Origin of the sequence: Pelagimonas phthalicica (assembly GCF_004364805.1) — a bacterium.
Lineage (GTDB): Bacteria > Pseudomonadota > Alphaproteobacteria > Rhodobacterales > Rhodobacteraceae > Pelagimonas > Pelagimonas phthalicica.
In genome coordinates, this window is the sequence record NZ_SOAP01000001.1 from 812616 (window position 1) to 831418 (window position 18803).

General features: G+C 58.0%; 19 protein-coding genes. 4 read left to right on the top strand and 15 right to left on the bottom strand.

Features of this window, described 5'->3' with window-relative positions:
• Positions 1 to 30: 30 nt before the first annotated feature.
• The 6 genes from CLV87_RS03975 to CLV87_RS03995 all read right to left on the bottom strand — a co-directional run bounded on the left by CLV87_RS03975 (position 31) and on the right by CLV87_RS03995 (position 6383).
• The gene (locus tag CLV87_RS03975) at positions 31 to 1569 is read right to left on the bottom strand and encodes an AAA family ATPase (RefSeq protein WP_099243335.1); all 1539 of its coding nucleotides are present in this window, start codon (positions 1567 to 1569) and stop codon (positions 31 to 33) included.
• Positions 1570 to 1703: 134 nt separating this feature from the next.
• Positions 1704 to 2369, bottom strand: a complete 666-nt coding sequence (locus tag CLV87_RS03980) for an acyl-homoserine-lactone synthase (protein WP_099243334.1) — start codon at positions 2367 to 2369, stop codon at positions 1704 to 1706.
• A 110-nt stretch (positions 2370 to 2479) separates the two neighbouring features.
• Entirely contained in the window at positions 2480 to 3199 is a 720-nt protein-coding gene (locus CLV87_RS03985) for a helix-turn-helix transcriptional regulator (protein WP_370739632.1), read from the bottom strand.
• On the bottom strand, positions 3147 to 3353 hold the full coding sequence (locus CLV87_RS24110) for a hypothetical protein (RefSeq protein ID WP_235871835.1): 207 nt from the start codon (positions 3351 to 3353) through the stop codon (positions 3147 to 3149). Before CLV87_RS24110 ends, CLV87_RS03985 begins: the two co-directional genes overlap by 53 nt.
• A 210-nt stretch (positions 3354 to 3563) precedes the next feature.
• Positions 3564 to 4850, bottom strand: coding sequence for a crotonyl-CoA carboxylase/reductase (gene ccrA / locus CLV87_RS03990; RefSeq protein WP_099244800.1), 1287 nt, complete (start codon positions 4848 to 4850; stop codon positions 3564 to 3566).
• A gap of 189 nt (positions 4851 to 5039) precedes the next feature.
• On the bottom strand, positions 5040 to 6383 hold the full coding sequence (locus CLV87_RS03995; protein WP_099243332.1) for a 1-acyl-sn-glycerol-3-phosphate acyltransferase: 1344 nt from the start codon (positions 6381 to 6383) through the stop codon (positions 5040 to 5042).
• A 422-nt stretch (positions 6384 to 6805) separates the two neighbouring features.
• Here CLV87_RS03995 and CLV87_RS04000 point away from each other — a divergent pair, with 422 nt between their 5' ends.
• From CLV87_RS04000 to deoD, 3 genes are all read left to right on the top strand, one after another.
• Positions 6806 to 8776, top strand: a complete 1971-nt coding sequence (locus CLV87_RS04000; RefSeq protein ID WP_099244798.1) for a protein meaA — start codon at positions 6806 to 6808, stop codon at positions 8774 to 8776.
• Between the two features lie 141 nt (positions 8777 to 8917).
• The gene (locus CLV87_RS04005) at positions 8918 to 9226 is read left to right on the top strand and encodes an H-NS histone family protein (RefSeq protein WP_099243331.1); all 309 of its coding nucleotides are present in this window, start codon (positions 8918 to 8920) and stop codon (positions 9224 to 9226) included.
• An 85-nt stretch (positions 9227 to 9311) separates the two neighbouring features.
• A complete protein-coding gene (gene deoD / locus CLV87_RS04010; RefSeq protein ID WP_099243330.1) occupies positions 9312 to 10022 on the top strand; it encodes a purine-nucleoside phosphorylase in 711 nt (236 codons plus the stop codon).
• A 604-nt stretch (positions 10023 to 10626) separates the two neighbouring features.
• Here deoD and CLV87_RS04015 read toward each other — a convergent pair.
• The 3 genes from CLV87_RS04015 to CLV87_RS04020 form a co-directional block, all read right to left on the bottom strand.
• Positions 10627 to 11487: an urea carboxylase-associated family protein gene (locus CLV87_RS04015; RefSeq protein WP_099244796.1), complete on the bottom strand. Its 861-nt coding sequence runs from the start codon at positions 11485 to 11487 to the stop codon at positions 10627 to 10629.
• A 145-nt stretch (positions 11488 to 11632) separates the two neighbouring features.
• Complete coding sequence (locus CLV87_RS23795) at positions 11633 to 11779, bottom strand: hypothetical protein (protein ID WP_166652665.1); 147 nt, start codon at positions 11777 to 11779, stop codon at positions 11633 to 11635.
• A 232-nt stretch (positions 11780 to 12011) separates the two neighbouring features.
• Positions 12012 to 12788 carry a nuclear transport factor 2 family protein gene (locus CLV87_RS04020; protein ID WP_099243329.1) on the bottom strand — a complete coding sequence of 259 codons (777 nt, stop codon included), beginning with the start codon at positions 12786 to 12788 and terminating at the stop codon, positions 12012 to 12014.
• A 106-nt stretch (positions 12789 to 12894) separates the two neighbouring features.
• Between CLV87_RS04020 and CLV87_RS04025 the strand changes: the two genes are divergently transcribed.
• On the top strand, positions 12895 to 13278 hold the full coding sequence (locus CLV87_RS04025; protein WP_099243328.1) for a winged helix-turn-helix transcriptional regulator: 384 nt from the start codon (positions 12895 to 12897) through the stop codon (positions 13276 to 13278).
• Positions 13279 to 13305: 27 nt separating this feature from the next.
• Here CLV87_RS04025 and CLV87_RS04030 read toward each other — a convergent pair whose 3' ends face one another.
• The 6 genes from CLV87_RS04030 to sdhA all read right to left on the bottom strand — a co-directional run bounded on the left by CLV87_RS04030 (position 13306) and on the right by sdhA (position 18797).
• On the bottom strand, positions 13306 to 14538 hold the full coding sequence (locus tag CLV87_RS04030) for a PDDEXK-like family protein (RefSeq protein ID WP_099243327.1): 1233 nt from the start codon (positions 14536 to 14538) through the stop codon (positions 13306 to 13308).
• Positions 14539 to 14665: 127 nt separating this feature from the next.
• Positions 14666 to 15448 carry a succinate dehydrogenase iron-sulfur subunit gene (locus CLV87_RS04035; protein ID WP_099243326.1) on the bottom strand — a complete coding sequence of 261 codons (783 nt, stop codon included), beginning with the start codon at positions 15446 to 15448 and terminating at the stop codon, positions 14666 to 14668.
• 4 nt (positions 15449 to 15452) lie between these two features.
• Positions 15453 to 16298: a class I SAM-dependent methyltransferase gene (locus CLV87_RS04040; RefSeq protein ID WP_099243325.1), complete on the bottom strand. Its 846-nt coding sequence runs from the start codon at positions 16296 to 16298 to the stop codon at positions 15453 to 15455.
• An 8-nt stretch (positions 16299 to 16306) separates the two neighbouring features.
• Positions 16307 to 16636: a hypothetical protein gene (locus CLV87_RS04045; RefSeq protein WP_099243324.1), complete on the bottom strand. Its 330-nt coding sequence runs from the start codon at positions 16634 to 16636 to the stop codon at positions 16307 to 16309.
• Positions 16636 to 16995, bottom strand: a complete 360-nt coding sequence (locus CLV87_RS04050; protein ID WP_099243323.1) for a hypothetical protein — start codon at positions 16993 to 16995, stop codon at positions 16636 to 16638. Before CLV87_RS04050 ends, CLV87_RS04045 begins: the two co-directional genes overlap by 1 nt.
• Positions 16995 to 18797 carry a succinate dehydrogenase flavoprotein subunit gene (sdhA, locus tag CLV87_RS04055; protein ID WP_099243322.1) on the bottom strand — a complete coding sequence of 601 codons (1803 nt, stop codon included), beginning with the start codon at positions 18795 to 18797 and terminating at the stop codon, positions 16995 to 16997. Before sdhA ends, CLV87_RS04050 begins: the two co-directional genes overlap by 1 nt.
• Positions 18798 to 18803 lie beyond the last annotated feature (6 nt).

Below are 18803 nucleotides of genomic sequence, written 5' to 3' on the forward strand. Positions count from 1 at the left end.
AGCAAAAAAATGACGTAAGGGGATTTACGCTCAGAGCCCGTCAATTTCGCTCTGCGGTTCCAGCGCCAGCGGTGCGGGCGTTCCGCCAAGATCATCGACCATCAGCGGGCTGTTGGGCTTGGCCAAGCGATTGCGCACGACCCAATGCAACCGCTCCGAGGCGCGGGTGATCGCCACATAGGCCAGACGTTTCCAAAGCGGTTGGCCTGCCTCGCTGCGCCCCATCCGAGCCGCGGCATAAAGGTCGGGGGCAAAGACCTGCACGTCTTCCCACTGGCTGCCCTGCGCCTTGTGGATCGTCACCGCCGCCCCATGCAAAAACGTCGCCCCCATCCGGGCGGCATAGGGGATAAACGGTTCTTCTTCCTCAGGTTTTTCGATTTTCACAATCGAGGCCGCCGACACTTGTGGTTCAATCGCGCCCATCACATGCAGCCGCGAAAACCCCGGTTTGCGACCGGGGCCAAGATAGACCACCTGCGCACCCTTGATCAGCCCGCGCGCCTCAAGATCGAGGCGTTTCTTGCGATGTTTCAGCGGCAATTCGATCCCGTCGCAAATCAGCGGCTCACCGGGCAAAAGCTCGGTTTCGGGCGCGCCATGAACCAGGCGAAAGGCGTTGATCAGCCGGATGCGTGTGGCATTGCGCCAGACCAGAACCGGCGAGCGCGCCATCAGGTCAACCTCGACCCTTTGGGCGAAATTAACCCGCACATCCCGACGCGAGGCCTCTTCGACCAGACGCTCAAAATCCTCAAAGCCAATCTGGGGATCAGCCAAGGCATGGGCCAAATCCAGGATCGGGTTATCCGCCTCTTGACGGTGGATGCGGTGCAGTTCGAGCTTGTTCTTTTCGGGCAGTTTGTCAAAGACCATCTGCCCGGATTGATTGACCGGAGCCAGCTGCGCCGGGTCGCCAAACAGCACGAGGTTCGGAAAAATCTCTTTCAGATCTTCGAATTGCCGGTCATCCAGCATCGAGGATTCATCAACGAATCCAATATCCAGAGGGTCTTCGCGCCGTTTCCAACCGGTGATGAAATCCGAGCCGCGCAGGCCCGCCGCCGCCAAAGCTGCGGGAATCGATTTATGCGCCTCATAGGTCGCTTTGGCCCGATCCAGCGCCTCTTGGGTGATGCCCTCGATCTCGGGTTGTTCTTCGTGTCCGGCCAGCCATTCGGCGATCTTTTCGTATTCCGGATCATAGACCGGTGTATAAAGAATGCGGTGAATGGTGGTGGCGGGCACGCCGCGGGTGCGCAGAACAAAGGCCGCCTTGTTGGTCGGGGCCAGCACCGCAAGGCTGCGCCGCCCTTTGCGCTGTTTGGATTCGAAATCGCCTGAAACAATTTCAACATCAATGGCTTCGAGCGCTTTGACGAGTTCGGACAAAAGCAGCGTCTTGCCGCTGCCCGCCTTGCCCATCAGCGCCATCACCTGACCGGAGCCATCACTGGCAGGCAGGCAAATGCCGTCATCCAGATCAACACCGGCCGCGCGCAGCATCTCGGCGACACGGTCATGGGCAAGGGCCTGATCTTCGGAGAAAGTGAGGGCTGGCGCGTTCATGGCGGCACCCTATCGGGCCGCGTCGGGATGCACCAGTTGAAAGGCCAGAATTAGGGGCCGATATGCGAGGGGGTGAACCCTCGCATATGGATCAAGGGGCTTTGTGGGGGTAACCTCCCGCCGGGCTTTCGGGCTCAGGCCGCTTGCGGGGCCAATGCCAGAAACGGGTTTGGCATGGTGTCCATGCGTACGGTTTCGCCAAAGGAGGCTTCGAACCAGCGTTTCATGAGATCGGGCGAGACGCCGGCGACCTTGGACACAGCGCGCTGATTTTCCTCAGTAAATTCCCAGATCGCAACGCTGATAGCACCTTTGCCGGTCCCATCGGTGCCCAGCACTTCGGGGGTGGAGCCAATGCGGCGGAAGACGCGGACCATATGAGCAAAGATCACACCGACAAAATGTTCGATACCAAACTCTTTCATCACCTCGCCCCCGGCCAGCATCAGGGCCGCAGCCACACCGGGACGCGCGCCTTGGGCCAGGCAAAAGCGGGTGCATTCCCAGATCAGCGGGCTTTCGATGCGCACGCCGTCGGTCAGGTGCAGAAAGTGATCATTGACCATGGTCTTGCCCACGGTTGGCATCAGGCGCAGCGAACCACCATGGGTGCCATCGGGGTTCTGCCAGATAATATAAAGCGGGTTTTCGACGTCATATTGATCGCGCTCCAGCCCGTCCTCATCAACGGTAACGTCCCAATCATGGCGGGTTTTGAACTGCGCGGCGCGGTCCTGAAACATCGTGCGAGCCAGCAGCGGAAAGTTGTGGAGATCTTCGGCGTAGATAAAGCGGATCATGGTGTGGTGCCCCTCGTGAAACTTGATGAGGACAACACTGAAATTTCCCGGTTAACGGGTGCTGATCCAAGCGTACGCTCCGGTAAACGAGAGTTTACCAGAGGGCACAATCAGATGACGATCAACCCGCGGTTCAGGGCCCGGGCGACCGCATGTGTGGTGTTCAACGCGCCCAGTTTGTGGCGGGCACTTTCGACATAAACCCGAAGCGTATGTTCGGAGATCGACAAGGTATCGGCGGCCTGTGCGCGGCTGTAACCAATCGCCAGAAGGGTCATCGCCTCAATCTCACGTGGGGACAAGGATTGAGAGGGTTCAGGCGTACGCCCCGGCTGAAAGTCCAGCGCCTTCTGGTTAAAGCTGTGCGCAATCAAGATAAGATCGCGCCGGTTCTTTGTCGTAAACTCCTGCCAGTCTTCGTCGCTGCAATTATGGCTTAGGGTGAAATGCGCAAACTGACCGTTCGGGCCCCGGATCGGGATCGAATAGCCTTGATTGCCGATGCCATGGTTGATGGCGTCTTGCATAAAGGCGCGGGCGGCTTTGCCGGACCAGTCGAGGCGTTTCCAATCCACCGGGTGGAAGCGTTGAAAGCAGCCTATGATGACAGGATCGACGCGCAGATATCCCTTTTCGACATAGCGGTTGACCCAATCCAGCGGATAGGTCCCGCAGCCATATTGATCGCCGTTGCTGTTCACCCAATGATACAGCATGTGATCGATCGAATAGCCATCCCGAAGCTCTTCGATAACGATCTGAAGGTCGTCTAACCCCTCACTGGACTCCAACCGTTCGATCAGACGGTCCAGTCGCGGCACCTCGTCCAAAAATCCCAACCCCGTTTTCCTCGGCAAGGGACGCAATTTCCGCCTGAGCCACAAAGCTCGCATCATCCAGCTGCGCCGCCAGCGACGGCATACCATTTTCGCGTGCAAAGGTTTTCAGGTCAGCCAGTACGTCCAAAATCCAATCTTGTCCCATGTGTAGTCTCACTTATAGCAGGTTAATGATCCATTAAATCAACCATAGCATGACCCGATCACGGTTAATATTCACGGAATCCTACTCCCCAAAAACTGCGAGGGGGCGATTTCCCAAGGTATTGTTTTCTAAAATGCGATCTATCCAAAGAAAACGCCCGCGCGCCAAAAGGGCGATTCGCGGGCGTTTCCGATGGGTGGTCAGACGTGCTTACTTCTTGGCTTCCAGCGCGTCTTCGAATGTGCGCAAACCGGTGGTCGGCGCTTGCACCAGAACAGCCATGTTGCCGGGCTTGTGCAGGTTCTTGTACATCTTCATATGCGCGTCCGGAATTTCATCCCAAGGGAAGACTTCGGACATGCAAGGATCAAGGCGGCGCTCGATCATCAGCTGGTTGGCAGCTGCGGCCTGTTTCAGGTGCGCAAAGTGCGAGCCCTGCAGGCGCTTCTGGTGCATCCACATGTAGCGCACGTCAAAGGTACAGTTGAAACCCGAGGTGCCGGCGCAGATCACGACCATGCCGCCCTTTTTCACCACGAGGGTCGAAACCGGGAAGGTGGCCTGACCGGGATGTTCGAACACCATGTCGACATTAACACCCTTGCCGGTGATCTCCCAGATCGCCTTGCCGAACTTGCGGGCTTCTTTCAGCCACTCGTTATATTCGGGGCTGTTCACGGTGGGCAATTCGCCCCAGCAGTTGAAATCCTTACGATTAATCACGCCCTTAGCGCCTTGCGCCATGACGAAATCACGCTTGCTTTCATCCGAGATCACACCAATCGCGTTGGCACCAACGGTGTTGGCCAGCTGGATCGCATAAGAGCCCAGACCGCCGGAAGCCCCCCAAACCAGAACGTTCTGGCCCGGCTTCAGCTCGTGCGGGTGGTGACCGAACAGCATGCGGTAGGCGGTGGCCAGGGTCAGGGTGTAGCAGGCGCTCTCTTCCCAGGTCAGGTGCTTGGGACGGCGCAGCAGCTGCTGGGCCTGAACATTGGTGAACTGAGCGAAGGACCCGTCGGGGGTTTCATAGCCCCAGATCCGCTGGGTTGGCGAGAACATCGGGTCGCCGCCGTTACAATGCTCATCGTCGCCATCATCTTGATTACAATGGATAACAACCTCGTCGCCGACTTTCCAATTCTTGACCTTGTCACCCACGGCCCAAACGATGCCGGAGGCGTCGGAACCGGCAATGTGATAGGGCTGTTTGTGCACGTCAAACATGGAAATCGGAACGCCCAGACCGGCCCAGATGCCGTTGTAGTTCACGCCAGCAGCCATCACCAGAACCAGCACTTCGTGGCTGTCCAGCTTGGGCACGTCGACCACTTCGACCTGCATCGCCTGCTTGGGTTCACCCTGACGATCCTGGCGGATGGCCCAGGCATACATCTGCTTTGGGACATAGCCCAATGGGGGCATTTCGCCGATCTCGTAGAGGTCTTTTTCGGGGGCGTCGTATGCAGCGATGCCGGTGTCCTGATCCAGAGCCATTTGGGCCTCCTGTTCACTTAGGTTTCCTGCTTCCGGACCGTTCTGCACTGCGGAATCGGGCCGGGATTGCCCAATGGACTACAAGAGGGCGCGCAACAATGCAATCGCAGAAACTGGGTATTTTGTAATTTTATAACCGAGCGAACGCAGAAAAACCTTCGCGCACGCAGAATTTCCCTTAAAATTCAGTTAAAACAGGTGCCGGATCGAATTCGCATAAAATTCGACGATTTTTCGAGACGCTTCGTTAACCCGGTAGATTTCCCCCTGTTTTGCGACCAGATCCCGTTCGGTCAGCGCCCGCAAACCGACCTCGACCGCATAGGATTTATCGGCGCGTGGCAGATGCACATGGCTGGATTGAAGCCGGTCAAGCGCGGCGAGAAAGGCCTGTTCCAGCCCTGCCCGATCCAGATCGTTTTCCAGCAGCAGATGCGCCACCAGAGGCACGGGCAAAACCGGGATGACCTGACCGACCTGCGCCATCAGATGTTCGGCCAGAACCTCGGGGTTGGCGACCAGATCGGGGTGTCCCCGCAAGGAAACCGGCGCGCCAAAGCTGACGGCGGCATACCCAAAACGGTGATATTTGCCCCGGAGGCGCAGCCAGATCTGACGCAGAATCGCACGGGTCACCTTGCCTATCCCAGCATTGAACCGCCGCCCGCCCGCCTCGGCCCCGCCGATCAGAACCTTGTCTTCGAGCACGCGATCATAGTTCAGCCCAACCGGGACAAAGACCACATCCCGCGCCTCAAGATCGAGCCCTTCGACAATGTAACTCAGCAATCCCAGCTTGGGTTTGGCCAGCGCGCCATCCAGGCTGAGCCCGCCTTCGGGAAAAATGGCCTGGGTGACTCCGCCTTGGGTCGCCTGCCCGACATATTGGCGTAACACCTTGCGATATAAGGCATCTCGGGATTTGCGACGGATGAAATACGCCCCCATCGAGCGAAACAGCTGCGACAAAGGCCAGACCTGCGCCCACTCCCCCACCGCGTAGCTCAGCGCCGAGCGATCCGCCGCCAGATGGGTGACCAGCACGTAATCCATGTTGCTGCGATGGTTCATCACAAAGATCACCGTCGCCTCGGGGTCGATCCCGGCCAGTTCCTGTGGATCGTGATGGCCAAGGCGCACACGATAAAGCGCGCGGGACAGAAACCGCGCCCCGCGCACCCCCCAACCAAAATAAGCAAAGGCGGAAAAGCTGGGCACGATTTCGCGGGCATAGCGGCGCGCCTGTTCAAAGGCGACATCCTCGCGCATCCCTGCCTCGCGCGCATGGTCGACGACGGCGCGGGTGACCTCGGGGTCATAGATCAAACGCTGGATCAGGTCATAGCGTCTGAGCAGGCGAAAGGGTTCGATCGGGCGCTGCAGCCGGGTGTTAAGCTGCTTGACCGCACGCTCCATCCGGCGGCGAAAAAACCAGCGCACCGAGGGGAACAGAAAATGACTGGCAAAGGTGATCGCGGCAAAGACCAGGATCAGCAGGAACATCCAAAGGGGCAGTGTGACGGGATTACTCATGGTTAATGAGCCTGACAGGGCAGGCAACACCGTTCAAGAGGGGGAATCTGTCCGATTCTCGGGATGATTGAGTCTGATTGCCCCCCTTTGAGGCCCGAAAAAACGCCGGGCGGGCGTGATTTGCACCCGAAAACTGGTTAATTCCGCCGCGCGCCCTGTGCGCAACGGCCAATCTGTACAAAACACCCTGATTTTAGGGGGGATTGCCTGTGCCTGTTGCGCCCTGATGCGGTTACTGCGCGCGTAAGATACACCGGATTTTCGCAATTTGCGGCGAGGCGCCCCATTGGGGGTGGTGCCCGATGCGGTATTCTGCAAATGCACTGCCGCAACGCAGCGAATTGACGCGACATATTCTTTCGTCTATCCATTCGCGAAAGCAATATGATTGCGACCCCAGATTCTTGCCGATGGAGGCCCTGATGACCGAGACCGAAATCAAACGCGACCGCCCCTGGCTCATCCGGACATATGCCGGCCACTCGACTGCCAAAGCGTCAAACGCGCTGTATCGCAACAACCTGGCCAAGGGTCAGACCGGGCTGTCCGTGGCGTTCGATCTACCGACTCAGACCGGCTATGACAGCGACCATATCCTGGCGCATGGAGAAGTCGGCAAGGTCGGGGTGCCGGTCTGCCATCTGGGTGACATGCGCACCCTGTTTGACCAGATTCCGCTGGAGCAGATGAACACCTCGATGACCATCAACGCGACCGCGCCCTGGCTGCTGTCGCTTTATATCGCGGTGGCCGAGGAACAGGGCGCGGATGTGTCCAAGCTGCAGGGCACGGTTCAAAACGATCTGATCAAGGAATATCTGAGCCGCGGCACCTATATCTGCCCGCCCAAGCCGTCGCTGAAGATGATCGGGGATGTGGCCGAATATTGTTATAAGAATGTGCCGAAATGGAACCCGATGAATGTGTGTTCCTATCACCTGCAAGAGGCCGGTGCGACGCCGGAACAGGAATTGGCCTTTGCCCTGGCGACAGCGATTGCGGTGCTGGATGAATTGAAGCCACGCGTTGCGGCCGAGGATTTCCCGGCGCTGTGTGGGCGGATTTCCTTTTTCGTGAATGCGGGCATTCGCTTTGTCACCGAAATGTGCAAGATGCGCGCCTTTGTCGATCTGTGGGATGAGATCCTGCAAACCCGCTATGGCGTAGAAGACCCGAAATTCCGCCGCTTCCGCTATGGGGTGCAGGTGAATTCGCTGGGATTGACCGAGCAACAGCCGGAAAACAACGTTTACCGGATCCTGATTGAAATGCTGGCGGTGACGCTGAGCAAAAAGGCCCGCGCGCGGGCGGTGCAATTGCCAGCCTGGAACGAAGCCTTGGGATTGCCGCGCCCTTGGGATCAGCAATGGTCGATGCGGATGCAGCAGATCCTGGCTTATGAAACCGATTTGCTGGAATATGACGACCTGTTTGAGGGCAACCCGGCGGTGGATCGCAAAGTCGAAGCCCTGAAAGAGGGCGCACGGGCGGAATTGGCCAATATCGAAGCCATGAACGGTGCGATTGGCTCCATTGAATATATGAAGGGTCGCCTGGTCGATTCAAATGCGGATCGCCTGAACCGGATTGAACGCAATGAAACCATCGTGGTTGGCGTGAACAAATGGACCGAGGGTGAGGCCTCGCCCCTGGTGGGTGAAGATGGCGGGATCATGGTGGTTGATCCGGCGGTCGAGCAAGAACAGGTCGCGCGGTTGAACGAATGGCGTGAGGGTCGTGATGCGGGTGCTGTTGAGGCGGCTCTGGCGGCGCTGCGGGCGGCCTCGCAAGCGGGTGAGAATGTCATGCCCGCCTCGATCGCCTGTGCCAAGGCCGGGGTGACAACCGGCGAATGGGCGGCGCAGATGCGCACGGTACATGGCGAATATCGCGGCCCGACCGGCGTGTCGAAATCGGTGAGCAACAAGACCGAAGGTCTGGAAGACATTCGCGAAATGGTTGATGCGGTCAGTGACAAGCTGGGCCGTCGCCTGCGGTTCCTGGTCGGCAAGCCGGGGCTGGATGGGCATTCCAACGGGGCCGAGCAGATCGCTTTCCGTGCGCGGGATTGCGGCATGGAGATCGACTATGAGGGCATCCGCCTGACGCCGGAGCAGATCATCGAGGCGGCCAAGGATGGCGCACATGTGATCGGCCTGTCGATCCTGTCGGGCAGCCATATCCCTTTGGTCGAAGATGTCATGGCCCGGATGCGCGCCGAGGGGCTCACCCATATTCCGGTCACAGTGGGCGGCATTATCCCGGATGAGGACGCCGAGCGCCTGCGCGCCATGGGCGTTGCGCGAGTCTATACACCCAAGGATTTCGAGCTGAATTCGATCATGCGCGATATCGTGACATTGGCTGATCCCAAATCGGTCGCGGCCGAATAATCGATTTAGAATACCAAAAATGATCCGCGCGACTGCCATTCGCGCGGATTTATGCTATTTTATCTGGATTGACACAAAACGACAGCTTGCACTTCTTGGTTAAGTTATTGAGGTAACGTCCCGGAAACGAAGGAGACTGCAATGAGCATCGATCTAGAAGGCATGTCCCGCGAGGAACTGAGCCAACTGATTGCCGACGCAACAAAAGCCCTAAAAACAGTGGATGCACGCCGCAAAGCCGAAGCGAAAATCGCTGCGGAAAAGGTTGCCAAGGAATTTGGCTATTCGCTGGATGAAATTCTGAATGCCGGTGGCAAAACCACCAAAGGTGCCCCGAAATACGCCAACCCGGCGGATCCAAGCCAGACCTGGACAGGTCGCGGTCGCAAGCCGAAATGGGTTGTCGATGCCTTGGCCAAGGGAACACCTGTCGAAGATCTGGAAATCTGACACCTGACTGGTATTGTGGCCCATCAGCCCGAATACTGTTCACTTTGGACAGAGAGGGCCACACATCCACAGGTGGAGTATTGCATTGACAGTCCATATTGGGGCCGAACAAGGCCAAATCGCTGAAACCGTTCTCATGCCGGGCGATCCCTATCGCGCCGAATGGGCCGCCAAGACGTTTCTTGACGATGCGGTTTGCATCAACAAAGTCCGCGGCATGCTGGGTTTCACCGGCACCTGGCGCGGCAATCGGGTCACCATTCACGGGTCAGGCATGGGGATGCCATCGCTGTCGATCTATGCCAATGAGCTGATCCGCGATTATGGGGCCAAGACCCTGATCCGCATCGGGTCCTGCGGCGGCATGCAGGACGCGGTCAAGATCCGCGATGTGATCATCGCCATGACCGCCACAACCCTGTCGACCCCGTCACGCGGTATTTTACGCGAGCTGAACTTTGCCCCTTGCGCCGATTACAGCCTGCTGGAGGCGGCGGTCAACGCAGCCAAATCGCGCGAGACCCCTTATCATGTGGGCGGGATCTATTCGTCGGATGTGTTCTATGACGAGCGCCCCGATCTGAACGAACAGATGGTGCGCCATGGCACGCTGGGGGTCGAGATGGAAGCTGCCGAGCTGTATCTGGTTGCGGCCCGTCACAAGGTGCGCGCGCTGGCGGTTCTGACCGTGTCTGACCACCTGCTGACCGGCGAGGCGCTGCCCTCAGAAGATCGCGAACGCTCTTTCGGTGATATGGTGGAAATCGCGCTTGAGGCGGCTTTCCCGCAATCTTGAGCTTTTAGGGTCAGAACCCTGGAACCGAAATCCGCAACATAGACAATTAGGGCCTTTGGACAATCACCATAGACCATCAGTTTCAGTCCAAAATTGCTCAGTTCTAGGAATTTGGCCACAGGAATAGTTATCTATTTCACGGTCAAATAACGACGAAATGAGCAATTTTGGCGAAACAGCGGAGCTGCGCGGCACATTTTGCCTCTGCCTTCGTTGATTTTCCCTTCCGATCAACCAGATCGCTGCGGGAAAATCGCCTTGTCAGCGGTAAAATGGGTCTCGCGCTGATGGTTTATGGTGATTGTCCACAGGCCCTAGTAACCACGCAGGTTCGCGCCCGGCACCGAGGGTGGGCGTGTCTAACCTTGGCGACTGGGTGGTGGCATCAGGTAACTGTGCATCTTGTTGAAACGTTAAGACGAATTCGCGCCCGCCGCTTTGCCGAAGGCAAACCTTTGGTTTGACGGGCGGGGTCATGCTGGAAGCATGCCTCTAGAATGAGCGAGAACCGGATCGCAGGCGATCCGAGGACATTAACTCTATGACAAGAGTTTTTGTTCCGGGGGACTAGATTGTGGTGGGGTAGAACCCCACCCTACCCTAGTTACAAACCGTGGCTGCGGTTGTAACCGTTGCGCGGCGGGCTGGTCCACCAGCCCGACAAGCTGTCCGGGTCTGGCGTAAGGACCTCGACCTTGAGCGGGTGACAGGCCGCCGTATCGGAGCTGTGTTCCGAGGAACAATCGCCACCCGGACAGGCGCTGAGCGCGCCAAGCAGGGGAATTTCGGCAAATAGGGTCAAGCTGTCACCGGGGCGCACCGGGCTGGCCTTCATGAAATATTGGCCGGTATCGCGGGTAAAGCCGGTGCACATAAAGACATTCAGCACGTCATGCACATGCGGTTCGGCATCCTCGGCCGCGATGCCAAGGTGATCGGCCAAGGCGCGGATCAGGTTGGAATGACAGCAATAATGGTAATGATCCCCGGCCAAAAGGTTGTGGGTATAGGGATCACAGCGCGTGCCGATCACGTCATGCACCGAACCGCCAAATTCATCAATTCCGTACCAATCCAGACTGTCCTGAACCACGCTGGCCATGGGGCGCAGATGTGGGAAGGAGGACCAGAGCCGATCGCCAAGATTGACATGGGAGCCATGCAGGGCGCGGGTCTTGCCGGAATAGAAACGTTCGGACAGGTCCTGCGCGTTCCAGAGGTTCAGGTCGCCGACCTGTGGCCCGTCAACCGAGGTGATGCGGACGAAACTGCCTGCCGGAGCCTCAAAACAGCGGGCATCGCGCGGCGGGATCAGGCAGGTATCCGTAACCTCTGCCGTGGTCAGGGCCGCCTGATAGGCGGGCAGATCGATATGCGGCAGAGTGTCATTGGGATAGCAGATCACCGGTGCAATCGCGCGGCGCGCCTCGGCATCCTCGGGCGGGGCGGTTTGGAGCTCTGTCATGGGCGGGTCCGTGGCGTTTTGTTGGTTGGGGTGCTTTGGGGGCAAGGAAACGCACAAGGCGGCGTTTAGGCAAGCCAGAAAACGCGTTGTGCAAAAGAAAACCGCGCCTGGTCAGCGCGGTTGTCGAAGCAGCCATTTGATAGGGTCAGGCTGCGAGAGGGATATCCTCGTAAGCGGGGCCAGCGGGTGCGGGACGCGGGGTCGGAGTGTAATAGGCCCAGGCCTGTTCCAGGACCTCAAGCGCTTCTTGCGCTTTGGTTTTTGTCGAATTGAGTGCCGCTGTGTTTGCCATCGGAGTGCCTTTCCTTGATTTTGGCAACTCCTCCCTGTGGCGCAATCTAGGTGCGGCCCGGCCCGGGGTCAGCCCACAAGGTTGCAAGGACGCTTTGCGATTTTTGCATAGGGGTGGCGGGCTCTAGGGTCAGGATGCATTGATTTGAGGGGGATGGGGGCGCTGCCCCCACCCGCCGAGGCGGGTTCCCCCGGGATATTTGTAGCCCAGAGAAACCTAGAAAGGGACAAGATCAGAACTTGCCGTTCTCATGGGCGAATTCGGTTGGGATGGGCGAGAGCGTGTCCCAATGTTCGACGATCTTGTCATCTTCGACGCGGAAGAGGTCGAAAAAGGCGGTGTGTTGGTCGCCGAGATAGCCTTCGGAAGCGGCAAAGACGAAATTGCCCTCGGCCACAACGATATGGGTTTCCTTGTAAGACATCGGCGTGCCCGCATCCGCCATGGCCTGCAAGGCCGCGCTGAGACCGTCAAGCCCATCCGCCACCAGCGGGTTATGCTGGGCGTAATTGTCGGGCGTGATGTAATCGGTGATGGTCTCGGGCGCTTTGCCATAGAGCACCGCGTCGATGAAATTGGTGACGAGGGTCTTGTTTTGGGCAGTTTTGTGGAGATCCGTGACCTCGGTCGCACCATCGGTCATCGAACGGCCAGAGGCGGTTTGATCGGCGGGCACCGCCGCTTGCAGATTGTCCCAATGTTCGGCCAGCTTGCCATCTTCGACCCGGAAAACATCAAAGGCGACAAGGCTTTCCGCGCCGAAGGCCTGAGCGTTGTGATAGGTGGCGTGCAGAACCACAAGGTCGCCCTCGGTCAGGATGCGGTGCGGAGTGGCGGTGAGGCCGGACTCTTTGAGCGCCGGCAGGAAGCCGAGCAAGGGGGCCGCCCCGGTGGGCACAGATGGGTTGTGCTGGATGTAATCGGGTTTCATCAGCTCGGCCGCGGCCTCGGCATCGAAATTCACAAACAGTGCGGTGACGGCGTTGAGGACGGTTTCGGTGACACTCATATCTCTGTTCCTTTGTCAGACGTGATGGAACAGTGTAAGTATTGATTCTGCACTTAGCGTCAATTACGCACTAATTTCATATCAAATACCGTAGAGGTGACCAAGTATGGTGAAGGATACCAACCTGGAAGGTGAGCTGAAGGAAGACAAAGACAACCCCTGCCCCGTCCGCCAGGTGCTGAGCCGGGCAACGGGCAAGTGGCATATCCTGATCATGCTGGTGCTGATGGATGGGCCGCAACGGTTCAACGCGCTGCGCCGTTCGATCGGGGATGTCACGCAGCGGGTGCTGACTGAGAATCTACGCTCGCTTGAGCGAGACGGCTATCTGACCCGCGACGTGAACCCAGGGCCACCGGTGGCGGTGAGCTATGCGCTGACCCCGCTTGGGGAGGAGCTGGCGCGGGAATTGCGCTCATTGGCCGGGTGGGCCAAGCGGAACCTGCCATCGGTTGAGGCGGCGCGAGAGGCGTTTGACGGGCGGGGGTGAGGAAGGCCCCTCTCCCGCGATCTGCCATCAAGACGCTGGCTGCGCTTTTGCAGCTTGGTTCACCGCGGCTGCAACTAAATCATAGTGGTCAAGGACAAATGCTTTTAACTTAGTTTTCAACTCCCCGAGCCTATTTTCACAGCCGTGCAACTCTTCCCAAGTAAGAATGCCACCTCTCTTGTAATGGTGAACCCTCGTTGTGGGTTTTTTCCGCTCTGCAAAAGCTTCGTTCATTGCAGAAATCAGTTGGAGCCGAAATTCCACATCCTCACCAATGGGACCCACAGCAAAAGAGGCGACGATCTCTTCATTCTCTGCGGTCACTTCAAGAACCAATTGAGAGGCAGAAGAAATCCAATTCTTATCTCCCTTTCGCAAAGCAGGGTACTCATCCATAAGGTCCGGGAATGAAAAGCGCCGATATCGCCGAAACGTTTCATCTGCCACGATCCGTATGTCACCTCCAAGCCTTTGCGCAAATGCGTCTTTCTGTTCTTCCATCGCTTCGAGAACGTCATTCAAGGGGTCGGGACGGTTCGCTATCAGATAGTCCAACGCTTCCTTGTGTTTCGACCAAATCATCTGGACCGCTTGATCCAAATCGTCTTGTTCACCCGTTTCGTGTACCAACCCATGCCTCTTCATCATGTTTTTGTAATGTCCAAAGAGTTCGGCCCCGTCGCCGATAATGTTCTCTCGTAAAAGCGCTTGATCAATTTCGTTCAAGAGGTCCTGAAAGGATAAACTCTTCCATTCCTGGTCTCCTTGTGTTTCGCCCTCACGGCCATCCGGAGACAAAAAGCAGAAGAGATGATGCCAGCTCTCGGCGGGATAAATCGACGTGATCCGTTGCGCATAATCCTTGAGCTGGTTCTGGCGTTCCGAAGCATCGACCTTGACTTCGATAGCGATCACAGCGCCCTTACCACCTTGGTTTGGGATTTCGATTAGAATGTCGATCCGTTCCCGTTCGCGCCAGACATTGGCCGACGACAGAGGCAAAAAATGAAAGCGCAGGCTTTCACTTGGCAAAGCAAAGGGCAAAGCCTTTAACAGAGCCCGCAGAGCTGTGTCCCCAAGCCCGTGCGGACGCGAAGGGTCAAGAATATAGCTTAGAAAATGAGAGTGCCGGATTTCCTGTCTTGCCATTCCAATAGCTTCAAAAGGGCAAAACTGATGCATTTCCCGTTCGATTTTTACAAACTCGGGAGAACTCAAAACCAACTGGGATAGCTTTTCTAACATCATGAAATCGGACATGGGGAACACTCTCAACGGGCTTGTTTAATGACCGGCCTGTTAAGGAACCGTATGAAAAAAATTGAAAAAGTCCCAGCGCCAAGGAGCGCTGGGACCTGCGTTTTTCCTAGATCACGACCAGTTCAGATCACACGTGGCGCGAGATCATCATCTTTTTGATCTCGGCGATGGCCTTGGCTGGGTTCAGGCCTTTAGGGCAGGTTTTCGCGCAGTTCATGATGGTGTGGCAGCGATAAAGCTTGAACGGATCTTCGAGGTCATCCAGACGCTCGCCGGTGGCCTCATCGCGGCTGTCGATGATCCAGCGATAGGCGTGCAGCAGCGCCGCTGGGCCGAGATATTTGTCGCCATTCCACCAATAGCTTGGGCAGGAAGTGGAGCAGGAGGCGCACATGACGCATTCATAGAGACCGTCGAGCTTTTTGCGGTCATCGATGGATTGCTTCCACTCTTTGGCCGGGCGGTTGGTCTTGGTCTCGAGCCAAGGCATGATCGAGGCATGCTGGGCGTAGAAATGGGTCAGGTCGGGGATCAGATCCTTGACCACCGGCATATGCGGCAGCGGGTAAATCTTGACCACGTCTTTTTCGACCTCATCCAGACCATAGATACAGGCCAGGGTGTTGATGCCGTCGATATTCATCGCACAGGAGCCACAGATGCCTTCGCGGCAGGAACGGCGGAAGGTCAGGGTCGGGTCGATCTCGTTCTTGATCTTGATCAGCGCGTCCAGGATCATCGGGCCGCAGCTGTCCATATCGACGAAATAGGTGTCGACCTGAGGATTTTTGCCGTCATCCGGGTTCCAGCGATAGATCTGGAACTGGCGTACATTGGTCGCCCCTTCGGGCTTGGGCCAGGTTTTGCCCGTGCGGATGGTGGAGTTCTTGGGGAGGGTGAACTGGACCATGAGGCTAGATCCTTTCTGTTTTTGGCTGCGAGGCTTTGGACGCAAGGCCCTCAATGAATTTATAGCTGCTCAGGACCTCGAAGCGGTTGAAATAGGTTTCAACGCCGAACTCGGAGAGCGACAGCTTCTCATATTTTTCGACAAACGCATCATAGCCCGCCTGTAGGGCTGTGTTTTCTGCGTCCAGATTTTGTACGACGACCAGCCCGGTCGGATAGGCATCCAGAACCGAGATGTTCAGATCGGGCCGCAGATCTTGAAGAACCACAAGGGTTTTCCAGACATCGCCGGTCCACATTCGGACATCGGCGGGATCGGTGTCGCGGTCTTCCATGGCGGCGTTGAGCGGCAGGCAGTCATGCAACACGGCCACCGCATCTGGACCGGCGTGTTTTTCAAAGTTGATGAAATCACGCAGCAGGAATTCGCTGAGATGCATGCCGTCCAGAAAACCAAGGGTCGGTTTGATCTCGTTCTTGGTCAGGAAGCCGCTGTCAAAGAAAGCATCCGAGGTCTGCTGGAAAAAGTGGCCCTTTTCCATCTTGCCCAGGGTATATTTCTTGAGCCGGAATTCGGGGTCGATGGCAACGAAATTGCCAAGGCAACGCTCAAGGCTGGTGCCGGTGCGGGTTCCGATCTCAAGATACCATTCGGGGCGCAGGATCTGGTGCAAAGTCCCTAGGACGTCGTGATAGTGCGGGCCGTCCACCAAAGGGTGCCCCGGCTCCATCTCTTCGAGGATGAAAGGCGGCAAGCGCGAGTCCGTTTGCCCGGCGCGATGACCCAGAGCGGTCACCGATCCTATGGGCTGGACCTTCTTTTTGCTGCTTTTTTTCAACAGGTTGAACATCGAGTTCTCTAGTTAAGGATGGCGGCCAGACCGTCGGTGGCGAGGCATGTGACGGTCTCGGGCTTGGAAATGATCTGGGTGACGATTTCCACGGTGCTTTCGGTGGGGCCGGTCACGGCATCTAGGGCGAGCGCCCCGATCTGCGTGCTGTTGGCATTGTCGATGACGCAATTGACTGCCGGTTCCACGGGCACGCCGGGGAATTTGTCCTGCACGACCGGGGTAACGGCGCGGCGCGCCGCCTCGCGGGCGATATCGTCCTGCGCCTGCGGAGAGCAGGCGCTGAGGGCGATCAGAGCGAGGCCGGACAGGAGCGCGACAGGTTTATGCACGGCCATCAACGACAATAGAGCGTCCCCCGATACATGCCGCGATAGCCAACCGGGCAGCCATAGGTGGACGAGGCCAGCGGCCCCTGGAAGCCCAGCGTGCGCGCGGCGCAGGAATTGATGTCGCGGGCCTGCCATTCATTGACGATGCCACCGGGAACCACGCGCACAATCGGGTGACCTTGATTGTAGGTGGTTTCCATAAAGGTTTCGGCCCCTTGCGGGGGGACACCGAACAGGCGGTCCTGACAGGCTGTCAGGATTTTGCGCTGTTCAGCTTCGATTGCGCGCGTATTGGCGGAAGCGGGGCTTGGCAGAGCCCCAACAACCATCGCGGCCAGAGCAGATATGACCAGAATGTTGCGCATCAGAATGTCCGTGCTTTCGGGGCGATTTTGGCGACCGAGATGCCGCCTTCTGCCTCAGTGGTGAGCGGGTCTTTGACAACCGGGCGATATTCCAGATCCACCTTGTTCCCGTCGATGCGGGAAATGGTGTGGACGCGCCAGTTATCATCGTCACGCTCGGCAAAATCCTCATGCGCATGGGCGCCGCGGCTTTCCTTGCGGGCCTCGGCCCCGACGATGGTTGCCAAGGCGTTTGGCATCAGGTTGGTCAGTTCCAGCGTCTCCATCAGATCCGAGTTCCAGACCAGCGAGGAATCGGTGACCTTGAGGTCATCCATCTTGCCGGCGATTTCGGTCATGGCGGTGACACCTTCGGCCATGGTTTTGGCGGTGCGGAAGACGGCGGCGTCACGCTGCATGGTCTTTTGCATCTCAAGGCGCAGCTCGGCGGTGGCAATGTTGCCCTTGGCGTAGCGCAGGGCGTCAAAGCGGGCAAAGCTCTTGTCGATCTCGGATTTCGGCGCGGTCGGCACGGCGCTGTCACGATCAACAACCTTACCGGCGCGGATCGCGGCGGCGCGGCCAAAGACCACGAGGTCGATCAGCGAGTTGGAGCCAAGGCGGTTGGCGCCATGCACCGAGGCACAGCCCGCTTCGCCCACGGCCATCAGGCCCGGAACAACAGCATTCGGATCCTCAGAGGTCGGGTTCAGCACTTCGCCCCAATAGTTGGTCGGGATACCGCCCATATTGTAGTGAACCGTCGGGATAACCGGGATTGGTTCCTTGGTCACGTCAACACCGGCAAAGATCTTGGCGCTTTCGGAGATACCCGGCAGGCGTTCGGCCAGTGCTTCGGCAGGCAGGTGGCTGAGGTTCAGGTGGATGTGATCCCCTTCGGCCCCGACACCGCGCCCTTCGCGGATTTCCATGGTCATCGAGCGCGAGACATAGTCACGCGGCGCGAGATCCTTGTAGGTCGGCGCGTAGCGTTCCATGAAACGCTCGCCTTCGGAGTTGGTCAGGTAACCGCCTTCGCCGCGCGCGCCTTCGGTGATCAGGCAGCCAGAGCCGTAGATGCCGGTCGGGTGGAACTGCACGAATTCCATGTCCTGCATTGGCAGGCCCGCACGGGCCACCATGCCACCACCGTCACCGGTGCAGGTATGGGCCGAGGTGGCGGAGAAATAGGCGCGGCCGTAACCGCCGGTCGCCAGAACCACCATCTTGGCGTTGAAGACATGCATGGTGCCGTCATCCAGCTTCCAGCACAGCACGCCTTTGCATTCGCCGTCTTCCATCAGCAGGTCGATGGCGAAGTATTCGATGTAGAATTCCGCGTTGTTTTTCAGCGACTGACCATAGAGCGTATGCAGGATCGCGTGGCCGGTGCGGTCAGCGGCAGCACAGGTACGCTGTACGGGCGGGCCTTCGCCAAATTCGGTTGTGTGGCCACCAAATGGACGCTGGTAGATCTTGCCTTCTTCGGTACGCGAGAAAGGCACGCCGTAATGCTCCAGCTCGTAAACCGCCTTGGGCGCTTCGCGGGCGAGGTATTCCATCGCGTCGGTGTCACCCAGCCAGTCAGAGCCTTTGACAGTGTCATACATATGCCACTGCCAGTTATCCGGGCCCATATTCGACAGCGAGGCGGCGATACCGCCCTGCGCCGCAACCGTGTGGGAGCGGGTTGGGAAAACCTTGGTCACGCAAGCGGTGCGCAAGCCCTGTTCGGCCATGCCCAGAGTGGCGCGCAGACCCGCGCCCCCGGCACCGACCACTACGACGTCATAGTCATGCGTCTCGTATTGATATTCAGCCATGTCTTA

Excerpts from the sequence above, each read along its gene's own strand:
- CLV87_RS03975 (WP_099243335.1), bottom strand. The coding sequence starts at position 1,569 with ATGAACGCGCCAGCCCTCACTTTCTCCGAAGATCAGGCCCTTGCCCAT.
- CLV87_RS03980 (WP_099243334.1), bottom strand. The coding sequence starts at position 2,369 with ATGATCCGCTTTATCTACGCCGAAGATCTCCACAACTTTCCGCTGCTG.
- CLV87_RS24110 (WP_235871835.1), bottom strand. The coding sequence starts at position 3,353 with ATGGGACAAGATTGGATTTTGGACGTACTGGCTGACCTGAAAACCTTT.
- ccrA (WP_099244800.1), bottom strand. The coding sequence starts at position 4,850 with ATGGCTCTGGATCAGGACACCGGCATCGCTGCATACGACGCCCCCGAA.
- CLV87_RS03995 (WP_099243332.1), bottom strand. The coding sequence starts at position 6,383 with ATGAGTAATCCCGTCACACTGCCCCTTTGGATGTTCCTGCTGATCCTG.
- CLV87_RS04000 (WP_099244798.1), top strand. The coding sequence starts at position 6,806 with ATGACCGAGACCGAAATCAAACGCGACCGCCCCTGGCTCATCCGGACA.
- CLV87_RS04005 (WP_099243331.1), top strand. The coding sequence starts at position 8,918 with ATGAGCATCGATCTAGAAGGCATGTCCCGCGAGGAACTGAGCCAACTG.
- CLV87_RS04015 (WP_099244796.1), bottom strand. The coding sequence starts at position 11,487 with ATGACAGAGCTCCAAACCGCCCCGCCCGAGGATGCCGAGGCGCGCCGC.
- CLV87_RS23795 (WP_166652665.1), bottom strand. The coding sequence starts at position 11,779 with ATGGCAAACACAGCGGCACTCAATTCGACAAAAACCAAAGCGCAAGAA.
- CLV87_RS04020 (WP_099243329.1), bottom strand. The coding sequence starts at position 12,788 with ATGAGTGTCACCGAAACCGTCCTCAACGCCGTCACCGCACTGTTTGTG.
- CLV87_RS04025 (WP_099243328.1), top strand. The coding sequence starts at position 12,895 with ATGGTGAAGGATACCAACCTGGAAGGTGAGCTGAAGGAAGACAAAGAC.
- CLV87_RS04030 (WP_099243327.1), bottom strand. The coding sequence starts at position 14,538 with ATGTCCGATTTCATGATGTTAGAAAAGCTATCCCAGTTGGTTTTGAGT.
- CLV87_RS04035 (WP_099243326.1), bottom strand. The coding sequence starts at position 15,448 with ATGGTCCAGTTCACCCTCCCCAAGAACTCCACCATCCGCACGGGCAAA.
- CLV87_RS04040 (WP_099243325.1), bottom strand. The coding sequence starts at position 16,298 with ATGTTCAACCTGTTGAAAAAAAGCAGCAAAAAGAAGGTCCAGCCCATA.
- CLV87_RS04045 (WP_099243324.1), bottom strand. The coding sequence starts at position 16,636 with ATGGCCGTGCATAAACCTGTCGCGCTCCTGTCCGGCCTCGCTCTGATC.
- CLV87_RS04050 (WP_099243323.1), bottom strand. The coding sequence starts at position 16,995 with ATGCGCAACATTCTGGTCATATCTGCTCTGGCCGCGATGGTTGTTGGG.
- sdhA (WP_099243322.1), bottom strand. The coding sequence starts at position 18,797 with ATGGCTGAATATCAATACGAGACGCATGACTATGACGTCGTAGTGGTC.